Origin of the sequence: Bacteroides sp. AM44-19 (genome assembly GCF_003603395.1) — a bacterium.
Taxonomy (GTDB): domain Bacteria; phylum Bacteroidota; class Bacteroidia; order Bacteroidales; family Bacteroidaceae; genus Bacteroides; species Bacteroides uniformis.
Map to the genome: position 1 here is coordinate 1 of NZ_QTNB01000026.1, position 20096 is coordinate 20096.

The 20096-nt window shown below is 39.3% G+C and carries 24 protein-coding genes; 15 read left to right on the forward strand and 9 right to left on the reverse strand.

Features of this window, described 5'->3' with window-relative positions:
* Both DW947_RS19830 and DW947_RS19835 read left to right on the forward strand, forming a co-directional pair.
* The coding region (locus DW947_RS19830; protein WP_119958610.1) for a mobilization protein at positions 1–1325 on the forward strand (1325 nt) is incomplete at its 5' end.
* Between the two features lie 77 nt (positions 1326–1402).
* Positions 1403–1696, forward strand: a complete 294-nt coding sequence (locus tag DW947_RS19835) for a hypothetical protein (protein ID WP_118161430.1) — start codon at positions 1403–1405, stop codon at positions 1694–1696.
* Positions 1697–2097: 401 nt separating this feature from the next.
* Here DW947_RS19835 and DW947_RS19840 read toward each other — a convergent pair whose 3' ends face one another.
* Positions 2098–4131 carry a leucine-rich repeat domain-containing protein gene (locus DW947_RS19840; protein ID WP_118161429.1) on the reverse strand — a complete coding sequence of 678 codons (2034 nt, stop codon included), beginning with the start codon at positions 4129–4131 and terminating at the stop codon, positions 2098–2100.
* A 41-nt stretch (positions 4132–4172) separates the two neighbouring features.
* Complete coding sequence (locus DW947_RS19845; protein ID WP_118161428.1) at positions 4173–4976, reverse strand: Fic family protein; 804 nt, start codon at positions 4974–4976, stop codon at positions 4173–4175.
* A 434-nt stretch (positions 4977–5410) separates the two neighbouring features.
* Here DW947_RS19845 and DW947_RS19850 point away from each other — a divergent pair, with 434 nt between their 5' ends.
* The 11 genes from DW947_RS19850 to DW947_RS19900 all read left to right on the forward strand — a co-directional run bounded on the left by DW947_RS19850 (position 5411) and on the right by DW947_RS19900 (position 12086).
* Positions 5411–6634, forward strand: a complete 1224-nt coding sequence (locus DW947_RS19850) for a site-specific integrase (RefSeq protein WP_005944350.1) — start codon at positions 5411–5413, stop codon at positions 6632–6634.
* 25 nt (positions 6635–6659) lie between these two features.
* Positions 6660–7814: a YhcG family protein gene (locus DW947_RS19855; protein ID WP_005944347.1), complete on the forward strand. Its 1155-nt coding sequence runs from the start codon at positions 6660–6662 to the stop codon at positions 7812–7814.
* Positions 7815–8047: 233 nt separating this feature from the next.
* A complete protein-coding gene (locus DW947_RS19860) occupies positions 8048–8620 on the forward strand; it encodes a Crp/Fnr family transcriptional regulator (protein ID WP_005944344.1) in 573 nt (190 codons plus the stop codon).
* Between the two features lie 9 nt (positions 8621–8629).
* The gene (locus tag DW947_RS19865; protein ID WP_005944341.1) at positions 8630–9193 is read left to right on the forward strand and encodes a Crp/Fnr family transcriptional regulator; all 564 of its coding nucleotides are present in this window, start codon (positions 8630–8632) and stop codon (positions 9191–9193) included.
* Positions 9194–9293: 100 nt separating this feature from the next.
* A complete protein-coding gene (locus DW947_RS19870) occupies positions 9294–9725 on the forward strand; it encodes a GNAT family N-acetyltransferase (RefSeq protein WP_005944338.1) in 432 nt (143 codons plus the stop codon).
* 30 nt (positions 9726–9755) lie between these two features.
* Positions 9756–10169 carry a hypothetical protein gene (locus DW947_RS19875; protein ID WP_005944336.1) on the forward strand — a complete coding sequence of 138 codons (414 nt, stop codon included), beginning with the start codon at positions 9756–9758 and terminating at the stop codon, positions 10167–10169.
* A gap of 16 nt (positions 10170–10185) precedes the next feature.
* A complete protein-coding gene (locus DW947_RS19880) occupies positions 10186–10608 on the forward strand; it encodes a SecDF P1 head subdomain-containing protein (protein WP_005944333.1) in 423 nt (140 codons plus the stop codon).
* Between the two features lie 14 nt (positions 10609–10622).
* Positions 10623–10913, forward strand: a complete 291-nt coding sequence (locus DW947_RS19885; protein WP_004323652.1) for a hypothetical protein — start codon at positions 10623–10625, stop codon at positions 10911–10913.
* Positions 10914–10999: 86 nt separating this feature from the next.
* Positions 11000–11251, forward strand: a complete 252-nt coding sequence (locus DW947_RS19890) for a hypothetical protein (protein WP_004323653.1) — start codon at positions 11000–11002, stop codon at positions 11249–11251.
* Positions 11205–11624 (forward strand): hypothetical protein, encoded by a 420-nt coding sequence (locus tag DW947_RS19895; protein WP_004323654.1) that lies wholly within the window; start codon positions 11205–11207, stop codon positions 11622–11624. The genes DW947_RS19890 and DW947_RS19895 overlap by 47 nt, the downstream gene beginning before the upstream one ends.
* Before the next feature lie 129 nt (positions 11625–11753).
* Positions 11754–12086, forward strand: a complete 333-nt coding sequence (locus tag DW947_RS19900) for a helix-turn-helix domain-containing protein (RefSeq protein ID WP_004323655.1) — start codon at positions 11754–11756, stop codon at positions 12084–12086.
* A 52-nt stretch (positions 12087–12138) separates the two neighbouring features.
* Here the strand turns inward: DW947_RS19900 and DW947_RS19905 are convergent, their stop codons facing one another.
* From DW947_RS19905 to DW947_RS19935, 7 genes are all read right to left on the reverse strand, one after another.
* Positions 12139–12858: a hypothetical protein gene (locus tag DW947_RS19905; protein WP_005944331.1), complete on the reverse strand. Its 720-nt coding sequence runs from the start codon at positions 12856–12858 to the stop codon at positions 12139–12141.
* Between the two features lie 4 nt (positions 12859–12862).
* Positions 12863–13783: a relaxase/mobilization nuclease domain-containing protein gene (locus DW947_RS19910; protein ID WP_008642636.1), complete on the reverse strand. Its 921-nt coding sequence runs from the start codon at positions 13781–13783 to the stop codon at positions 12863–12865.
* The gene (locus tag DW947_RS19915) at positions 13749–14132 is read right to left on the reverse strand and encodes a MobC family plasmid mobilization relaxosome protein (protein WP_004310825.1); all 384 of its coding nucleotides are present in this window, start codon (positions 14130–14132) and stop codon (positions 13749–13751) included. Before DW947_RS19915 ends, DW947_RS19910 begins: the two co-directional genes overlap by 35 nt.
* A gap of 147 nt (positions 14133–14279) precedes the next feature.
* Positions 14280–15245, reverse strand: a complete 966-nt coding sequence (locus tag DW947_RS19920; protein ID WP_005944329.1) for a toprim domain-containing protein — start codon at positions 15243–15245, stop codon at positions 14280–14282.
* A gap of 163 nt (positions 15246–15408) precedes the next feature.
* Complete coding sequence (locus DW947_RS19925) at positions 15409–16482, reverse strand: AAA family ATPase (protein WP_004323659.1); 1074 nt, start codon at positions 16480–16482, stop codon at positions 15409–15411.
* A gap of 5 nt (positions 16483–16487) precedes the next feature.
* Positions 16488–16775: a helix-turn-helix domain-containing protein gene (locus DW947_RS19930; protein ID WP_005944327.1), complete on the reverse strand. Its 288-nt coding sequence runs from the start codon at positions 16773–16775 to the stop codon at positions 16488–16490.
* A gap of 124 nt (positions 16776–16899) precedes the next feature.
* Positions 16900–17808: a hypothetical protein gene (locus tag DW947_RS19935; RefSeq protein ID WP_007479974.1), complete on the reverse strand. Its 909-nt coding sequence runs from the start codon at positions 17806–17808 to the stop codon at positions 16900–16902.
* A gap of 445 nt (positions 17809–18253) precedes the next feature.
* Between DW947_RS19935 and DW947_RS19940 the strand changes: the two genes are divergently transcribed.
* Entirely contained in the window at positions 18254–19588 is a 1335-nt protein-coding gene (locus DW947_RS19940) for a site-specific integrase (protein ID WP_117682176.1), read from the forward strand.
* Positions 19589–19595: 7 nt separating this feature from the next.
* Positions 19596–20096 (forward strand): DUF6043 family protein (locus DW947_RS19945; RefSeq protein ID WP_243635109.1); only part of this gene is annotated, 501 nt, incomplete at its 3' end.

Here is a 20096-nt window from a genome sequence, read left to right on the forward strand (position 1 = left end):
ATATGCGTAATATCGGGGAGTCCAGAATCTATGTCGTTCCCGAACTTTCCACCGATAACAAACAGTGGATAAATCCCGACTTCGGCACTCCCGAACTGCGAACTCATTATGACAATATCAAGCAAATGGTCAAGGAAAAGACCGGACGTGCCATGCAGGAAAAGGAAAGGGAACGCAAGGGAAAGAATGGAAAGATTATCAAGGTGGCGGGATGTTCACCCATCCGTGAAGGAGTATTGCTCATCAGACCAGACACCACACTGGCTGATGTACGCAAATTCGGTGAAGAGTGCCAAAGACGCTGGGGTATCACTCCGCTACAGATTTTCCTGCACAAAGACGAAGGGCATTGGCTGAACGGTCAGCCGGAAGCGGAAGATAAAGAGAGCTTCCAAGTCGGTAACAGATGGTTCAAACCAAATTATCATGCTCATGTCGTATTCGACTGGATGAACCATGAAACTGGAAAGAGCCGAAAGCTCAATGACGAGGATATGGCAACCATGCAGACCCTTGCTTCCGATATTCTCCTGATGGAACGTGGGCAGGCAAAAACTATTACAGGTAAAGAGCATCTGGAACGAAACGACTTCATCATTGAGAAGCAGAAAGCCGAACTGCAACGTATAGAGGAAACCAAGCGACACAAGGAGCAACAGGTAAGCCTTGCCGAGCAGGAACTCAAACAGGTAAAAGCAGAGATACGCACGGACAAACTCAAAAGTGCAGCTACCGATGTAGCCACTGCCATAACCAGCGGTGTAGGTTCTCTTTTCGGAAGTGGTAAATTAAAAGATTTGGAACAAGCCAACGAAAGTTTACGGTATGAAATTTCCAAGCGTGACAAAAGCATTGATAACTTAAAAGTTCAGATGCAACAAATGCAGGAACAGCACGGTAATCAGATTCGTAATATACAAGGAATACATAATCAAGAGCTTGAAGCCAAAGACAAGGAAATATCACGATTGAACGCCATTCTTGAAAAAGCGTTCAACTGGTTCCCATTGCTTAAAGAAATGTTGAGAATGGAAAAATTGTGTTATGTCATAGGTTTTACCAAGGGGATGATAGACTCTCTTTTGTACAAAAGGGAAGCTATCAGATGCAATGGGAAAATCTATTCCGAAGAACACAGACGGAAGTTTGACATCAAAAACGATATTTTCAGAGTTGAAAAAAATCCAACCGACAGCAATAAACTTGTTCTAACCATAAACAGACAACCAATAAGCGAATGGTTCAGAGAACAATGGGAGAAATTAAGAAGAGGTTTACGACAGACGGTTGAAGAACCAAGAAAAAGCAGAGGTATGAAACTTTAAATGTCTGTATTGTTTTCCTCTATACACAATACAAAGAAAGGCTAAGTTGAAAAAAACTTCCTTCTTTATGAGAAAGTATGAACCCATCAGCATCCCATAGATCTGCTGGTGGGACACTTTTTATTATAGCAATATTACCTGCTTTCAATCTTATTGGGCAAAAAGAAACATTGGTTTGTAACGGTAAGATTTACTCGGAAACTCATAAGCAAAAGTTTGAGGTAAGGGAAGCTACCTTTAAGATTGATAAAAACCTTGCAAATGATAGCAAACTAACATTGACAATAAACAAGCAACCTATTTCCGACTGGTTTAAGGAGCAGTTTGGGAAAATGCAGCAGTCTATGAAAAGTAAAGGATTTAGGCTATAATTCACGATTATTCTGAAATTACATAGCAAAAAATAATGAATATTATTCTTTTTACATTAAATTTGCGTTTAAGAGAAAATGGCAACGTCGCCATTCTAAAATTCTTTTTTTTATGAAAAAAAATAAAAGAAGACTCACATAGTATCTTCCCCATTGCAAGTCTATGTTGAAGTCTCTAATCAAAGCAATGGTTTGGTATATAGAGCATAAAGAAACTATTGATACATTAATAAAATAGTTACGTGACATCTTTATAAATTTATATTGCCAGTAAAAACAAGAGGGATGTGTAAATACTCATCCCTCTTTTCAAAAAACGCCTTGATTTGTTTTCATTCATTCTAAATATAGCCACAAGTATGAAGATCTTTTAATCATCTAACTATGGATTTCATAATTTTCTACAATATATGGGATGCAAAACTCATAAAATCCATTCTTACTTTTTCCAAATCATCATGGCTAAAATAACTTTTTCCATAATTAACCAAAGTATTATAGTGAAATAATTTCTCAAGTAAATATTCATTTTCCTTTTGCTCAGAGATGTAATCAGATAAAATTTCTTCATATAATTCGTGTTCATGGCAAATAGGATTATAGTATTTTAATGCATTATTCCGTATTTGAATTTGTTTAATGCTTGCTTCTTCTTTATATCCAGTTGTATCTATTGCCATTTTATCGGCAGCCATATACCCTTTGTCTTCATAAAGACACTTTCCATATTTAGGCAATATTTTTTGTATATATGTATCTGTAGAATATTTTTCTATTTTGCCGACTTCACAACAGCTATAATAATCATCTCTTCCTACGCGATACCTAAAATCTTCTTCAATAGTAACAAAATACTGTTCACAAGCTTTTTTGATATCATATTGTTGGACATATGCAGATATTTTTCTTTGAAGTCCAATATAATCTTTCTTTTTGAAATATTCAGAGATAATTTCATTACTTAAAATGTAGTTTTTACTTTTATGCCCTTGTTTATACCAATAATCATTTTTAATATATTCTAATAAAATTTCCGAACTATCCTTATCTTTATTTTCAGGTTTATAATTCAAATTCAAAACATTAAATCCTTGATTTGCATTATCTAAGGTATATACTATATTATTCCCATTAAAATGTTTTGAATAACGTTTCTTGTATTCATAGGTAACAACATTTCCTATTTCAAATTTTTCTTCTTGTGGCTTATATTTAAAACGAACAAATGTTCGTTTTTCACTTCGAATTAAGCCATAATGGATTCCATTATCTTCGTAAAGAAAGCATATAAACCCTACAAAAACAGATTGTTGTTCCCATGGTATCTTTATAAATTGGGGATTGATATAATTTACAGGAAGAATAAAATTGTCTACTACTGAATTATAAAAAGCATTCTCATTAAGATTGGATGATTCAGAATTAACATATACATTTTTTATAGAAGAATAACCAAATGCTCCCCAATCTATTTTAGCTCCTTTTCTAATAATAAGATTATGAATTGAACATTGTTTAAAAGCACTACTTTCAATCTCTTGTATGCTTTTCAAACATATATCACTAAGATTTATGCATCCACAAAAAGCACGTTCCTTTATATATAATAGTCCCATTCCACCAGTAACAACTTTCAATTTAGAGCAATTTAAGAATGCCTCTTTTTCTATTGTAGTTAAAGACTTTGGCAAGTTAATATATTTAATATTATAACACTTACTAAATGTACCTTTTTTTATTGTTTTCCAATATGCCGGAATCATAATATCATGCAGCCTACTACATCCTTCAAAAACAAACTCGTCAAGTTCGCATTCGGATTGATTGAAATACAATTTCTCTATCCGGCTGTTTTTGAAAGCGTGTTTACCTATATTCTTCAAATTCCTATTTAAAGATATGCTTTTCAACAAACTGCCTTCAAAAGCGTTTTCATGTATGAACTCGGTACTTTCTTCAAGTTTATAATTACATATTTTATTTGTGGGAAATAACAATAGCGTTCTCCCGTCCTTAGAATACAAAGCATCATTTTTTACACAGTAATATTTATGCCCATATTCAACTACAAATTTCGTAAGAGAGATGTTATGATTTGTCTCCGTTATATTTAACAAAGAGTTTTGCGGAAGCACTATTTCTTTCAAATTCTTACAGTATGATATTCGGCTTTCTCCCTGAGGTAAAATTATTTTTTCGATATTAGAACAATACCCAATACTATAAATCCCTGATGGTAAATAAAATTCTCTCAAATCCAGCGTTTTCATTTCACCTGAAGAACAAATATTATGCAGATACGAAATAATATTATCAACTTCAAAATTCGTGGTAACTGAACACTTTACAATAATGTTTTTGCACTTCTGTATCAAAGGGATCTTTTTATAATCAATCTCTCCCGTGAAATACCAAGCATTATTATTTACATCCATATTGCTAAAATCGAAATAGTAATTAACACACAAATTAACTATCAAAAAATAAGATCATCCTGCATATCACAATTATATGCTCTTACTTCCAGTAAAAGTGATTTTTTTAGTTGCCTTACCATAAAGTTTAGGAAAGGCTGATTACTTTCTTCTTCTTGTGACTGACGCAAAGAAAGTATATATTCTTCTCTATCTTCCTTGAAGATCTTAGCAGGAAAAAGGTGATAGCAGAATTGAATATAATTCATCAGTAAACGAGCCGTTCTTCCATTACCGTCCACCCACGGATGAATAGTAACCAAGTTAAGATGAGCGTTGAAACTCAACTCGTATTGTTCCCGAAGTGTTCCCGCAGTATTTTGCTTTTCTTGCAGGATAGCGCAAAATTCCTCTACTTTAACAGGCACTTTTAGATGATTTATATAAGACCGACCGCCCACGCCTGCCGTGACACCACATAAACGATATTCACCTTTGGAAGAATCGAAAGAACCACCCATTACACTATGCACACTTCCAGTTGTCCGCATTAAGGCAGCATTCAAGCCTTGCAAGAAAACCGGAGTTATTAATGTATTACGCTGTGCTTCTTCTTTTGCCAGTTCGTATGCTTTACGCAAATCCTCATTCATCAAGTGATGTATCAACGGTTTCCCTTTCGCCGTTACCCCTTCATCAAACAGAAGTTGCGTATCTATTTCGGTAAGTGTAGAACCTTCAATAGCTGTTGAATGGGTAATAAGAGAATAAAGGTAGTACTTATCATAATCCACCGCTTCATTGATGCCAAGTTTCTGAAATTTTTGGTATAACTGTTCTATCTCTTGCCAAACGTCTTGTTCCATTGCTTTTTATTTAATAGGCTTTATTTCTTTTCAAAGGTAGTGTATTTACGATATTCAGCCAAAGAAAACAATGACTTACTACTATATTTTTTGCACGTGTGGGGAAAATGCGGGGAAAATTCAGGTAAAACAAAAAGCTAAGTAATTGATTATTCAATACTTAGCTTTTATCTTCGTACCCAGACCCGGTACAAGCCATAGAAATCATAGGAAAATAAAAGAATTTATCTTCCTTATTATCAACTATTTGAATATTTCCTATTTTCTCTATTTTTGCCATATTTTGCCCATTTTCCGTTATTCAGTACACTTTTAGTACACTTTGAAATATCATTTTCTTTTGTACCTTTGCAATATTGGAAAACAAAAGAAAATCAACTATTTAGCGTAATCACCCGGTTATGGTACCTAAATCGGGATAAAACCTCTAAACAATGGCAAAGTTAGAAAATAAAACGAAAGAAAACCCCAAGTTAGAGCAAAATAAGCTCTCGGATGGTAGAATCAGCCTTTACTTAGAGTATTATTTAGGTAGAGAGGAAAAGCCCGTATTAGATGAAAACGGCAATCAAGTGTACTATGATAGTGGAAAGATGCAAGGTAAGCCCAAGTTTGCAGTAAAGCATAACAGGCGAAAAGAAAACCTTAGTCTGTATCTGATAGATAAGCCCCGTACCCCTGCGGAACGCCAGCAGAACAAAGAAACATTGGAGCTTGCCACAAAGATACGTGCGGAGCGTGAGCAGGAATTTAAAGAAAGTATGTTGGGCTATCGGTTGAAAAAAGATAGAACGGTCAATTTCTTAGACTATTTCCAAGCCTATATCAACAGTTATACCAAGAAAGATATTCGCATGGTACAAATTGCGCTTAGCCGTTTTAAGGACTTCTTAAAAGAGCAATACCCCATGAATGAGTTTAGTATCAAACCGGAACTTATCACCAAAGAAATGATGGAGCAGTTTGTAGCCTATTTGCAATCCCGAAGTGTGGGTGAAGGTGCTAAAAGCATTTACCAGCGTTTCAAGAAAGTTATTCGATATGCGATTGACCACGATGTAATGTTGAAAGACCCATGTAAAAGTGTTACCTGTAAAGTGGATAGCCAAATGCTTCGAAAAGATGTTCTTTCTCCCGAAGAAATACAAAAGTTGGCGGCTTGCCATTATGACAACGAGAACCCGAATGTCAGACGGGCTTTTATCTTCTGTTTATACAGTGGTTTGCGTTTCTGTGATGTAAAAGACCTTACCTATAAGAATGTGGATTACGCTAATCGGTTATTGAAATTTGAACAAAGCAAGACAAAGGGACATTCTGCCAGTAGTGGTGTGGTTATTCCCCTGAATGATGGTCTATTGTCTATCATTGGTGAAGCCCCGGCAGATAAAAACTGTTTGATATTCGATTTACCTACTTACGAAAGTTGCTGTAAATCAGTAAAGCGTTGGGTAAAGAGAGCCGGGATAGACAAACATATAAGCTGGCATTGTGCCCGGCATTCGTTTGCCGTGAACATTCTGAACAATGGGGCAAATATCAAAACCGTAGCCAGCCTTTTAGGGCATAGCGGATTGAAGCATACGGAGAAGTACACCCGTGCGGTGGATAAATTGAAAGAGGAAGCAATAAACAGCTTGCCCGAACTAAAGTTTTAACCATAAAAGACTTATCTTTGTAACTATGAACTTTGAAGCATTAGTAAAACATATCAGCACGATACAGAACACGTTGCAGGCACAAGCCGCACATGCTGTAAACCTTGCCCTTACTTCCCGTAACTGGCTTATGGGTTGCTATATTGTAGAATTTGAGCAGAACGGAGAAGACCGTGCCGCCTACGGTGAACAACTGTTGAAGAAGCTGGAACAACGACTGAAAACAAAAGGTCTGAATGAACGTAGATTCAGGGAATTTAGACGGTTGTACCTTGTTTATCCACAACTAAAAGAACCTGTTACACAATACATTGCATCACAAATTCAAATTCGGCAGTCATTGACCGCCGAATTCACTGAACCAATTCGGCGGTTGGTGACCGCCGAATCTGAAAATGGAGTTTGGAAACTATCAACAGAATACCCACAAACCGAAACATGGATGATTCCGGCTGATAGATTATTCAATAGATTATCTTCCACCCATTTAAACACTATATCGGGAATTGAGAACCCGGTAAAACGTGCTTTCTATGAAATGGAAACCATTCGTGGCTGCTGGTCTGTAAAGGAGTTGGAGCGACAAATCGCATCTTTATATTACGAACGTAGCGGACTATCCAAAAACAAAGAAGCCCTCTCCGCTTTAGTCCAGCAACAAGCAACCTTATTACAACCTAAAGATGTTATCAACACCCCTGTTACTTTGGAGTTCTTAGAGTTGAATGAACGTGCATTGGTGACAGAAACTGATTTGGAACAAGCCATTCTTGACAACCTGCAACACTTCCTGTTAGAAATGGGACATGGCTTCTGTTTTGAAGCCCGGCAAAAACGTATCTTGATAGACGAGGATTATTTCTTTGCCGACCTTGTGTTCTATCACCGCATTTTGAAATGCCATGTTATTGTAGAATTGAAGATAGATAAGTTCCGCCATGAGTACGCTTCGCAACTAAATATGTATCTGAACTATTTTAAAGCGGAAGTGATGCAGCCGGATGATAACCCACCTATCGGCATTTTGCTCTGCACCGAAAAGGGAGATACCTTGGTTAAGTATGCCACTGCCGGGTTAGACCCAAATATTTTTGTGCAAAAGTATAGGATAGAACTTCCAACAGAAGAAGAAATAAAAGTATTCATTTCTTCCTCAAACTATGAGAGTTACAAACTTTAAAATTGGCGAAAAGAAAAAAGATTGTTTCTTCTTTCGCCAGCACATATATTTTGCAGGCTACAAAAGTTAGTTTGGTACGTTTTGGATATATATACAAAAGCACAAACTAAACTCACAATAAAGTAGATTAAAAAAAAGAGAAGATGTTTTGATAAAGTCAGGAATCTATTTTCCCTTTTTAAGAGAACAACTCACGAGGTTATTCTATATTTTAATTGCAATTAGTTTATAGTATGGAAGATTTTAACTCACAATATGCCAACCATTCGAAATTAGAACAGCTAAAGCAGTTCATTTTGGAACATGGTACTTATATCGAACTCAAAAAGGGTGAACAATTCACTATTCAAGGCAAAGTGAATCATCGGGGAGCTTATATCGAACACGGCTTATTGAGATATACTCGTGTGGATGAAAAAGGGAATATACATATAGTAGGATATACTTTCTCCGGAGAGTTTACAGGAAGTTTATGCACACTTATAGAGCCTAATCAACCGTCATTAGTAACAATTGAAGCCGTTTGCGATACAAAGATTTGTTATATACCCTATTTAAAAGTAGAGGAATTCTTTGCCACAAATGTAGAAACCATGCAAGTAAAATGTACTCTTATTGAACAATCATACTTATTAATGTATCATAGATTAATAGATATGTACTGCAAGACTACGGCAGAACTGTATCTTGACTTATTGAATAGATGCCCCGATATTCAAGAGTACATTACGTTAAAGGAGATTGCCTCTTTCTTGCAAGTCACACCGGAAACAATCAGTCGCATACGCCGTGGACTGAATAAATAGCTTACGACAATGAAAGATTTTAATTCATACCTCGACAATTTAGACTATTCCCTCGTAAAAGATTTATTTCATGAAAAAGGGAAGCAACGTATATACCACAAAAAAGATTTCTTTATTCGTCAGAATGAAATATCACGTTTTGCCGAATGGGTAGAAAACGGTACATTCCAATATACATATATTGATGGAGAGGGTGAAGAACACATTGTTGGATACGCTTTCACCAACGAGTTTGTATGTGACTATTCTTCTTTAATGAGAAGTGGCTTATCGTTAGTAAATATTCAAGCCATAACAGAGTGTTCTGTATATGAAATATCCCGTCATGACATTATTGAATATTGGGAAACGGATATGAAAACTCAACGATTCGGAAGGCATGTGGCAGAGAGTCTATTTGAAATGGTATATGAACGATTACTTGATTCATATTGTACGCCTGAAATACGATACAGGAACTTGATGGAACGTTGTCCTAACTTGAAAGAAGTAGTTCCTTTGAAAAGCATCGCTTCATTCTTAGGGGTTACACCGGAAACCATTAGCCGCATACGCCGCAAGTTAGAGATATAACTCACCTTTTAACAATTGTTATATTGGGGTCTTGATAATTGTCAAGACCTTTTTCCTCCACCTTTCATTACTTTGCACACATTGATTAAAAACTATTAGTATGATACGGAAATTAATGAAAGAAGAATATAAAAATGCTATAAACTTATCCTATCAAGTATGTATAGAGTGTGGCATTAACGATTTTACGGAAGAAGGGATTGAAACCTTTAAAAGTTTCGTGTATGACACATCGTTGATGAATACGCTTGACATATATGGGGCTTTTGACAATCATTTATTGATAGGAATAATCGGTGTACATCGGGAAAGGCAACATATATCCCTCTTCTTTGTCTTGCCACACTATCATCGGCAAGGAATAGGAAAATCGTTATTTGACTATATGATGAGCAATTGTAATTTTACTTATATAACAGTTAATTCTTCAACCTATGCAGAAACTTTTTATACATCTTTAGGCTTCAAAAAAGTGGGTAAAAAAGAGATTAATAAAGGTATTGTTAGTATCCCTATGAAGAGAAATATATAATTATTGTCAATCACTTAAAATAGAGATAAGATGAAAAAGAAAATTACTTTATGTATGGTGCTTTCCACATTCATTATTTGCGCCATGTTATGTCTGACAAATTGTAGTAACGATGATGCCCCTACTTCTGTCTTCACCCCCGAAGCCCTGAAGCAAACTACTTGGCAAGCGCAAATGACCGTGTACAATATCGAAGATGAGATAGACTACACAAAACAATCCATTCTTCAGTTTACTAACGAATCAGAAGGCATTTATACAAGGACGAACGAAGAAGACGGATATATGTGGAACACAGATTTTACTTATCAAGTAAATGGAAAAATCATCACGTTCGACAACATAGCAGGTCCGTGGACAGTGATGGAATACACAGGAACACATCTCGTAATGGAAGCCTATAATCCCAATAAGATGGTGTGGACGTTGGAGAAGATGTATTAACCTAAAAATAGCGGATATGAAGATTTCAACAATTCTCTTTTTCTGCCTACTAATGACAGCTTGTATGCAGACAAAATCCTTTCACCGGACAAACGGCTGGTACTACGTAACATCACAGACTACAGACAGCCTTTCACAAACACCTTTCCTTACTGTTATGGATTTCGATTCTTTACGTTTGGAAACTGATGCTTTTGGACACTCGGTCATTACCGGTGTCTTCCTCCAAGATAAATTGCCTATATGGAGAGAAGCCACAACAAAGAGTGTAGGAAAGTACATCGCTTTCGTTTTCAATGACACGGTGATAACTGCTCCTCAGGTTAATAGCCCCATAGAAAGCGGATGTTTCCAAATTTCCAATCCGCATGGATATGATTTGGAACGTATCTTTAGGGAACTACAAAAAGAAATTGATATATCAAGGTTTGGAAATTAAATGTTAACTGGAAAATGGGAACATTAGGTTGCATAAATGATATGCTACAACGGGACAAAGAGAACCGTGAGCTTCGCAAGTTGAATAGAGACAGGATGAAAGAACATCACAAATATCTTGTAGGCAAAGGTAAAAATGCTGATTTATCCAATGTTTCCATTGAAAAGATAGAAGAAATCCGTAAAAAAACCATAGAAAAGGAGCAATCAGACCAAATATATATGTTTAGGATATATATATTTCTTACAATATGCCTTTTAGTGCTATTTTTATTGGGATTACTTTGCTATAAACTATTTTTCTAAATTCCCCCAAAACAACAACTTGCGGATTACAATATTATGAATTGAAATAAGCCTTTTCCTAAGTCTCGCTAAGGCTTATTTTTTATATGAATACATACATGAATCTAATTTTAGAACAGCGATTTTTCCGCTTATTGTCGGAATATTCACAACGTAAAGTTTCTGCATCGGAGTTTACAGAAGCTATTGAGGAATTGGCTACGCATGTAGCCGATTTTGGTATCAACGAACAGGATTACAGTATTTTACTTCGCTATTTTTCCTTTGGTTTACACCGTCTTAAATCGTATCGTGTACGGTTTGAGCAAGAAAAAAATGCCCTATTTGCATTTAATTGATGAAGCGATAGGACTTTTGAACACTGAAATACGCCTTATTGAATGGCGCATCAAATACCCGGAACAACTACAGCAACGCATCAATAAACAGCCCCTTTCCCCTCTCTACCTCGCCGACAAAACAACCCTTATCAATATCATGGAAGTGGTAAGCGGCTTATTCCTCTCCAAAGACATCGTTTATCAGAACGGTAAACCTGCCTATTTAGTGGACTTATCCAAAGGTTTTGAATGGTTGTTTAACATTAAGATAAGCGACTGCCACCAAAAACATGAGGACGTGATAAAACGGAAGCCGGGCAAACTCACCGAATTTCTTAATGGACTGGCAAACCTAATCAAAAATGAACATGATAAGAAAGGATATAGATAATCAGCAACTTATGATTTATTTATAGGGGACTCCATTAGTTCTCCTGTAATTTCTTTGTATCCGTTTTTAGAACTTTGCTTCATCAATCGATTGACAAACAAAATGTATAATCTGAAAAATGAAGCAATTATGTATATAGACAATGACGAATTTGGTGGATGGATGCAGAAGCTGTATGCCAAACTGGAAGAACTCTGCAAAGATGTACGGGTACTACGCAATGCAGACAGGGTACTGCCCGAAGATGATAACCTATTGGATAATCAAGACTTGTGCCTGCTGTTCAAAGTAAGCATCAAAACCCTGCAACGCTACCGGGCTATCGGTGCGTTGCCATACTTCACTATCAGCGGAAAAGTGTATTACAAGGCTTCCGATGTCCGGGAGTTCATCAAGGAAAGGTTCAGCGTCACCACGCTACGCCAGTTCGAGAAAGAACACTGTACGAAGAAAAAGAAGTGAATCTGAAAAGCCGGAACGGTGAATGTGCTTCATCCATCCCGGCTTTCCCCGTTTATGGCTTACCCAGCTTATCAGCTTCTTTCTTTAGCTGTTCGGCTTGCTCGTTCAACAGCCTTGCACGTTCCAGTGCTTCCGCCTGCTTTTGGATGCGGTATTCAAAATCCATCACTGAATCGGTCAGACTTCGGATAAAGCCGTTATCCCGTTGCCATTTGAACTTGTTTTCCAGTATATCAAAAGTTTCCCCGTCTGCCTGTCCTTGCATCAGCAAATAGCGGTATTTCATATCGTTGTCCTGTAACTGCTGCATACGTTCAGCCAAACGGATATTCAAGAATATGGAAACGGAACAGATAACCAGCACTGCCGAAAAAAGGAACAATCCCGGACGAATCCAAGAAGCGACCTTGTTGCAAATCCGTTGATAGAGCGGTAAGGGTATAGCTTCCTCTTTATCCGTCTTGCAAGAGCCCAAAGCATCAAGCATTACCTTGAAACAACGGTAGGTTTCCAATACTATTTTCTTGGTGTCCTCGATATGTTTCTGCTGACCTTGCATCCTATTCCTTATCTCGTCAAGCTGGCTTCGGATAGCCTGCAAATCCTTTTCGGGAACAGCCGGGTTACTGTGCAATTCCGACAATGCCTGTTCGATTGCGTTCAGTCTTTCAAGAGTTTCCTCCCGACTGGCTGGCGTTACCTGTGCTTCCTGCTTCTCTTTCAATTCAGTAACCATTGAGAGAAGCCCCTCTAAAATCAAATTTTTCTCCATGTGTTTACAAATTAAGTTGTTTTTTCTTTTTCTTCTTCTTTCTTAAATTCAAGTTTGGTTCTTCATCCGCAGGGGGTGATGAAGCGGTGAACAGACCGAGTGAGCCAGTTATCAACGGACTGTCAGTCTTTCCCTGTGTCGGCAATGGCTCCCGAACGGGTGTAAAAGCTGTCTGCCGTTGATTTCCGACCGTATTCAGTCCTGCATCCCCGAAACATTTATCCAGTTTGGAGAAACTAAAATTGCGGTCTATCTCCGAACCCTTGAACGTGTATTCGCCTTTGGAAAAGGAAACGCCCTGTATCTCGCCCGTCTGCCCCTTGTACTTGAACCGGACAGTAATACCCTTTTCCGCTAACCGCTCCTGTAACTGCCGCCAGTTCTTGAACTTCCCGATTTCGTTCTTTACAGCCGTGTAAATCTCGTATTTCGACTTGTCCGGCTCTTTCAAGCGGTGCTGCTTTACCTGTTCTTTTCCACCAGCAAAATAAAGCCCGTGTTTGGTTTTCAGCTTCTTGCATACCTGCTCGTTACGGTACATATCGTTCCTGTCCGAAATGGTCTTGCCGTTGTTGTCTATGCGGTTGAACACGATATGCACATGTGGGTGTTCCCGGTCTTGATGGCGCACGATGATATACTGCGTATCGGTGATTTTCATTTCACGCATATACTCCTGCGCAAGCTGTACCATCTTCTCGTCTGTCAATTTGGGTGCATCCACTGCCGAATAACTTAACGCAATATGTCCGACAGGCTTCTTCAAATCGGGATTCATCCCGGTCTGCATACAGAAGCTGCGGATTATATCGCCCCGGCTTTCAGTCAGAACCCCGTCCGCATGAAGCAAAACCGCCTGCTCCTTACCAAGCACATAGTTCACACAGCCCTTAAACCCGCTTCCCTTTTTTATTTTTCCAATCATCCGACAACTGATTTATAATTTCGACAATCCTGTTTTTGAGTTTCACCAGTTCCACCGCCACCAGTGCGAAACCTCCGGCATTCGCTCGGTGCGCCAGTTGGTTGATGTTGTTGGCTTCCCCTGCCAGCTTGCGGATGGTGTCCGCATCCTGCCTATTCAGCCGGGGTATGACCTCTGCCGAAACAACCGCCTGCCGGACATACTCACTGACACGCAACCCGGCTTCCCCGGCTCGCTTCCTGATGGCATAATACTGCAACTCGGTCAGCTTCGTGCTGACTACCCGTTGCTGCTTCTCTATCCGTTTCTTTGCCGGACGTCCCCCCGGCTTATCCTTTATATTCGTCATAGGTTTTTACATTTAAATGGTATCTTAAAAATTGCGACCAACGGGAGAAATTTTCTTTGCTGTCAAGCAAAGCAAGGTAGTTTCGGTTTACCGAAACATAACCTTGCTCTCCAAATTAAACCGCCTGTCGCTGGTAATCCTGCCGGACTAAATGCCCCTGCCCCTTTTCTGTCTTGGGGCGGCACGTTGTCCGGTTTCCTGCTTTATCTCCTGCGCTTGGCTGGTGCTGTTCTTCTGTTCCTGCTTCCTGCCGCACAGGTAATCGTTCAAGTCCGAATACCCCCTGTAATTGCCCGAGAAGTCACGCACACGGTAGGAGTATTCCAATTCGATAGCCCGTGTCGCTTCATATCCTGCCTTGTCATTGTCAAGCATACAGTGGATGCGTTCATACGGGTACAGCACGTCAATAGCTTTCGGCACATTGACAGTAGAGTTGAGTATGACATAATCCTGCCTGTCAAGGTCGGGCATGGTCGGGCAGTTCTTCATCCGGAGCGTGAGGAAAGAAAGATAGTCCATAAAACCCTCGAATACCAAACACTTCTCTCTCGGCTCTCCCTGCTGCCGTATATGGGTGATGTCTTTCGGGGCGATGCAGCCTTTGAAAAAGGAATTGCGAACCTCGTAACCTCCTGCTATGTTCGGGAAACCGATAGCAAAGAACGGTCTGCCGTTATTGGTAAAATGGAGTTCCTTACATTCTCTTTTTGCCAGTTCGATATTGATACCCCGTCCCTCCAAGTAACGGAGCAATGCCGGATGGGTCAAGTCACGGACTTCCAAATGTTGGAAACTCGGTTCTGTCCTACGCTGGGGAAAAGAAAAACTGACCGGGCGGACGTGCGGTGTCTGTTCCGCTATCCGGTTTAACAGGTATGGCAGGCTGTCGGAGCAATAGAGTTCCTTTGCCAGTGCGATGATGTTGCCGCCCTTGCCTGCGCCAAAGTCATACCAAAGGTTGCGGTCAGTGTTCACCTTGAAAGACGGTTCGTGTTCCTCCCTTAACGGTGATTTGTACCATAAACCGTTACCCTGCTGTTTGACAGGAGAGTAACCTAAACTGTGCAGATAGTCTGCGATGGGTATTTGTTTCACATCTTCGATGTTCATAACATTTTCTTTTTTGGGGATTAAAAAATAGTTGAAAAGTGCGCCAGTCCTGTTTAGTCCGTTATATATATACCCGTACCATACTAAACCTGCCTGTTCCGATACAGGGAAATAGTAAGTCCGTTCCTCTTATATATACACCCGGACTAAACCAAACTGACTTTTAATAATGGAAATCGGGATTATAGCGGTAGCCCTTGCCCTCTTTCACAATCATGCGCTTGTTCACAAGGAACTTGTTCAAATCCACATGGATATTGCGTCCACGCTTGTAGCCGATACTTGCATAACCCTGTTTCAAGGTCTTTAGGACATTCTCGTAACCATATATGACCTGTTTGCCAAAACCGTTTTCCAAAGCTGTCCTGTGCTGTTGCTCCGTCAGTTCTGCCAGTGGAAAGCCCCTGTCTTGGCTGGGTTGCTTGAATACATAACCGTCCACGGCTTCGGGCAATGCGCTGTCGTTGATACGGAATGCGAACGGGTCAAACTCCCGGTCACGTATGTGCATCGCCTTTACCTCGCTTATGTTGCCGTCCTGCGTACTTTTGGTAATTTGCAGGACGGTTTCAGCCTTATTGTTCAGTTCCGTACCGATATGCCCCCTTGTGTTGTCATCCCCCTTGTTCAAATGCAGTACGGTATGGATATGCAGGTTATATCCGCTTGACCAGCGCATCAAGAGGTTGATTAGGTCAGTCGATTCGCTGGGGCTGTTGATGTCATACATCAAGTCACGGATTCCGTCAATGATGAGCAACCCCACATCGGGCATATTTTCAAGCATATAACCGATAATCTGTTTCCGCTTATCGGGTGTCTGCTCCCTTAGCACGATGAAAACAAAATCGTCCCTGTCCTTGTCGGTAGGCAGTCCGGCAAGCCGCAAAATACGCTCCATGACCTTGTGGCAATGGTATTTGCTCTGCTCGGTATCTACATAGAGGATTTTCCGTTTGTTCGGTGGCAGGTATGCCGAATACTTCAATACCTCGTCATTCTTCAACGCTGCCGCAACGATAGCGGAAATGTTGAATGTCTTTTTGCTCTTGGCTTTACCCGTGGATGCACTGAAATTACCCAACGTGCCAATGGTAGAGCCGTTCACCCAGAGTATTTCGGGCGGCACTTCGTAAGTGTCCGTCACCTTTAGATGAATGGTTTTCCAAAGGGCTGCGAAATCCTCTTTCTGCATGGTGATGTCCTGCCCGGCTTCTGTCGCTTTTCTATTTTCCATAGCCGTTATTTCTTTAGAGGACGGTTAAGGATATACTTCTGCGCTTCCTGCTCTATCTGCGCCTGCGTCTTGACCGGGTTCTGACGCAACCATGCTTCCAACTCCGCTTTCTCAAAATAAAGCATTTTGCCCTGCGGCTTGTAATGGGGTATCAAGTTACCCGAAGTCAGCTTGTACAGGTAACTTTTAGAAAGGTTCAAGAACTTGCTCGCTTCATCGAAGCTAAGCACGTTCTTTGAAAGGAACAACATCTTTTCGAGTTCGGAAACTCTTAACTCTAAATTTTTTTCCATATTGTTTAGGAATTTAGGTGAAACAATATGAAGGTGCGCACCCTCGTTTTTTTGTTAACGGGGGCAAAGTTAAGAGCTTGAAAATGAAGTCTAATTGACCTTTGTTTGAGCGTTCAATCTATGCTCAACCTTTTTGCAGTTGTTTGATGTATTTGTCTATGATTTCATATCCTTTCGGATAGATGTTTTTCGCTTGGTCTGTCGCACTCGACAGGTCAGTACGTGTAAGCGGTTCACCTTTTATCTTCTTCAATATCAGTTTATTGTTTGCTATGACAGACTGCCATTCATAAACGATGTAATTATAACAGCTAAGTTGCATCATAAGATAGGCTAACAGACGGGTATTATTAACTTTCAATACCCCATTCAGTTTGCAGTTGAAAAAATCGGTAAGTATTTTGGCACTGACGGTAGTAGTAAACATATTCGCTTCATTCACACAGTCGGTCAGAAGTTTGATTTCATTAGCTTTCAACGTGGACTTGAAAGGATTGCTTTTGCCCACAATCTTGGTTGGATTAGTATCTGCACTTTCCTCTTTCTCTTTTGGCAAGGCTTGCTCTTGGATGGCAACCGCATCTGTATGGTAATTGCTTTCCTGTTCTTGCAGATAGCGCAAATATTTGGAAAGCACGACAAGATTAACGATAATGGACAAATAAGGAAGCCGCCCATCATAACAGGACGGTTCATGCAAATATGCATCCATATCAAAATCAGAGCAGCGGAAACCGATATACTTTTTTCTTTCATCAGAATTCAAGTCCTCAAAATAACCACTTTCCCACAAAAAATCGGGAATATCCATGTCCAATACAATGTTACGCACGACACGGTATTTTTGTTGGATGGCTACAATATTTTCAGTCACACGGAAAATTTCTTGTCGCAAATAATCCTTTAGCTGGGCTTGCGTCAAATATTCACGTTTTAAAAATAGTGCATCTACTTTAGTTTTATAGTCATGAGCTATACAACTATCTAATATCTTCTGTATTTCTCTGAAATTGGTTTCTATATGATTTTCCATAATCGTGTGCCTTTAAACGTTCTTACTACAAATATAAGGTAAGAATCTCACTTTTCCCGAAAACATCGGCAATAATAAGGAAGAAAAGATAGGATAAGCGTTAAGAAATTATAAAGATATGGGGAAGAAAACTATTAAAGTACACCTTTTCTTTGTATTCGTCATTCAGTACACATTTAGTACGCCCTATAAAAGCAGAAAACCCTGATAATCAGGTGATTATCAGGGTTTATTCGTACCCAGACCCGCATTTGAAATATATAAATTGGGAACAATCCTATTAAATAGAAAATCAAAGAAAAATAAAGCATTATACACTAATATTCAATATATTACAAACACACACTTAGTTAATCCTATTTAATCGGATTGAAATAAATTCGGGATGATTGGGAACAATTTGGGAACAATTTATATATTTGTACCGTTACTAAAAATCCCGATTATGAAAGCAACAGCCTTTATCCGAAAATCCGCAAGTAAAAACGACACCAATAGTGTAGCTACAATCTATTTCCGATTAAGAGATGGTAAAAAGGACATTAAAGCTGCCAGTGAGCTGACAATTAACCCAAATCACTGGAGTAGCGAGAAGCAAGGGTATAAAGACAGAGTAGCCCTTGTTCATGAAGAAAAGAAACTGGCACTGAACAACGAAGTACAGAACATCATCAACCTGATAAGTCAAGAGTACACACCGGAAGCTGACAGCGAATGGCTAAGCACACTCATAGACAAATATCATCATCCAAACAGATATAAAACAGAAGAAGAGATTGCAGCGGAAACCAAACCCACCTTGCTGGATTTGTTTGCCGAATTTCTTGTCAAGCATAAATTATCAGAAGTTCGCATCAAGAACTTTCGAGTAGTACAACGTGCGTTAGCACGTTATGAACTATATGTAAAGGCAACGAAGAGAGGACAAAAGGGCTTTATCCTTGACGTGGATTTGGTAACACCTGACACGCTTCGGGATATGTGGGATTTCTTTCAGAACGAATACCAGTACTATGAACTTTACCCGAGCATTTATGAAGCCATTCCCGAAAAGAGGACACCACAGCCCAGAAGCAAGAACACGCTGATAGACTGTTTTTCAAGAATACGTACATTCTTCCTGTGGTGCTTCGATAACAAGCGTACCACAAACAGACCTTTCGACAAATTCCCGATAGAAGAATGTACATACGGTACACCTTATTATATAACACTTGAAGAGAGAGATAGAATTTTCAATGCCGACCTTTCAGCTACCCCACAACTGGCAATACAGAGAGATATATTCATATTTCAGACACTGATAGGATGCAGAGTGAGCGACTTGTACCGAATGACCAAACTAAATGTGGTCAATGAAGCCATAGAGTATATTCCCAAGAAAACCAAAGAGGGGAATCCGGTTACGGTACGTGTTCCACTTAACGACAAAGCGAAAGAAATCCTTGAACGCTACAAAGAATATGAGGGGAAACTGTTGCCATTCATATCCGAACAAAAGTACAATGACGCCATAAAAAAGATATTCAAGTTGGCTGGAGTTGACCGCATCGTAACAATCTTAGATCCGTTGACGCACAACGAAATCAAACGACCAATTTATGAAGTGGCAAGTAGCCATCTGGCAAGACGTACATTTATCGGCAATATCTATAAAAAAGTGAAAGACCCGAACCTCGTTTCCGCACTGTCGGGACACAAGGAGGGAAGTAAAGCTTTCAGACGATACAGGGATATTGACGAAGAAATGAAGAAAGACCTTGTAAAACTATTAGATTGATACTTGTATGGGACAACAAGAATATGATAATTTCAAAAGACTGATAAAGGAATGGCTCGACAGCCATCCGGATGAATATGCCGATTTCGTAGAAGAAATGAACGACAAGAAGTTCAAAGGATTCTTCAATATTTTCAATACGGCTGTAAGGCTTGTTCCGAAATATAAAGAAGCAGCACGCAAGAGAATAGGTGATGATAGAAACCCTGATTTCGAGGAACTGGAAAATGTTCTTTTACAATCAGACCTTGCTGAGAAGATAGTAAATGAGTTTCATACCCCGAACAAGAGAAGCATTGTTCCTGCCATGCTTGCATGGCTCTATTACGGACGAAGCTATGAGTGCATGGTGGAACAGGGTGAGGAACTGACCAAAAGAAAGGATATTCCCACCTTATACAAATGGCTTGTTTCCGGCATGGTCAAATTCATTATCAGAAAAAGCATCGCCAATGGCATGAGAACCAAAGAGGATTGGCAAGTGTTCAGGAAGCAACAGAAAGCCATT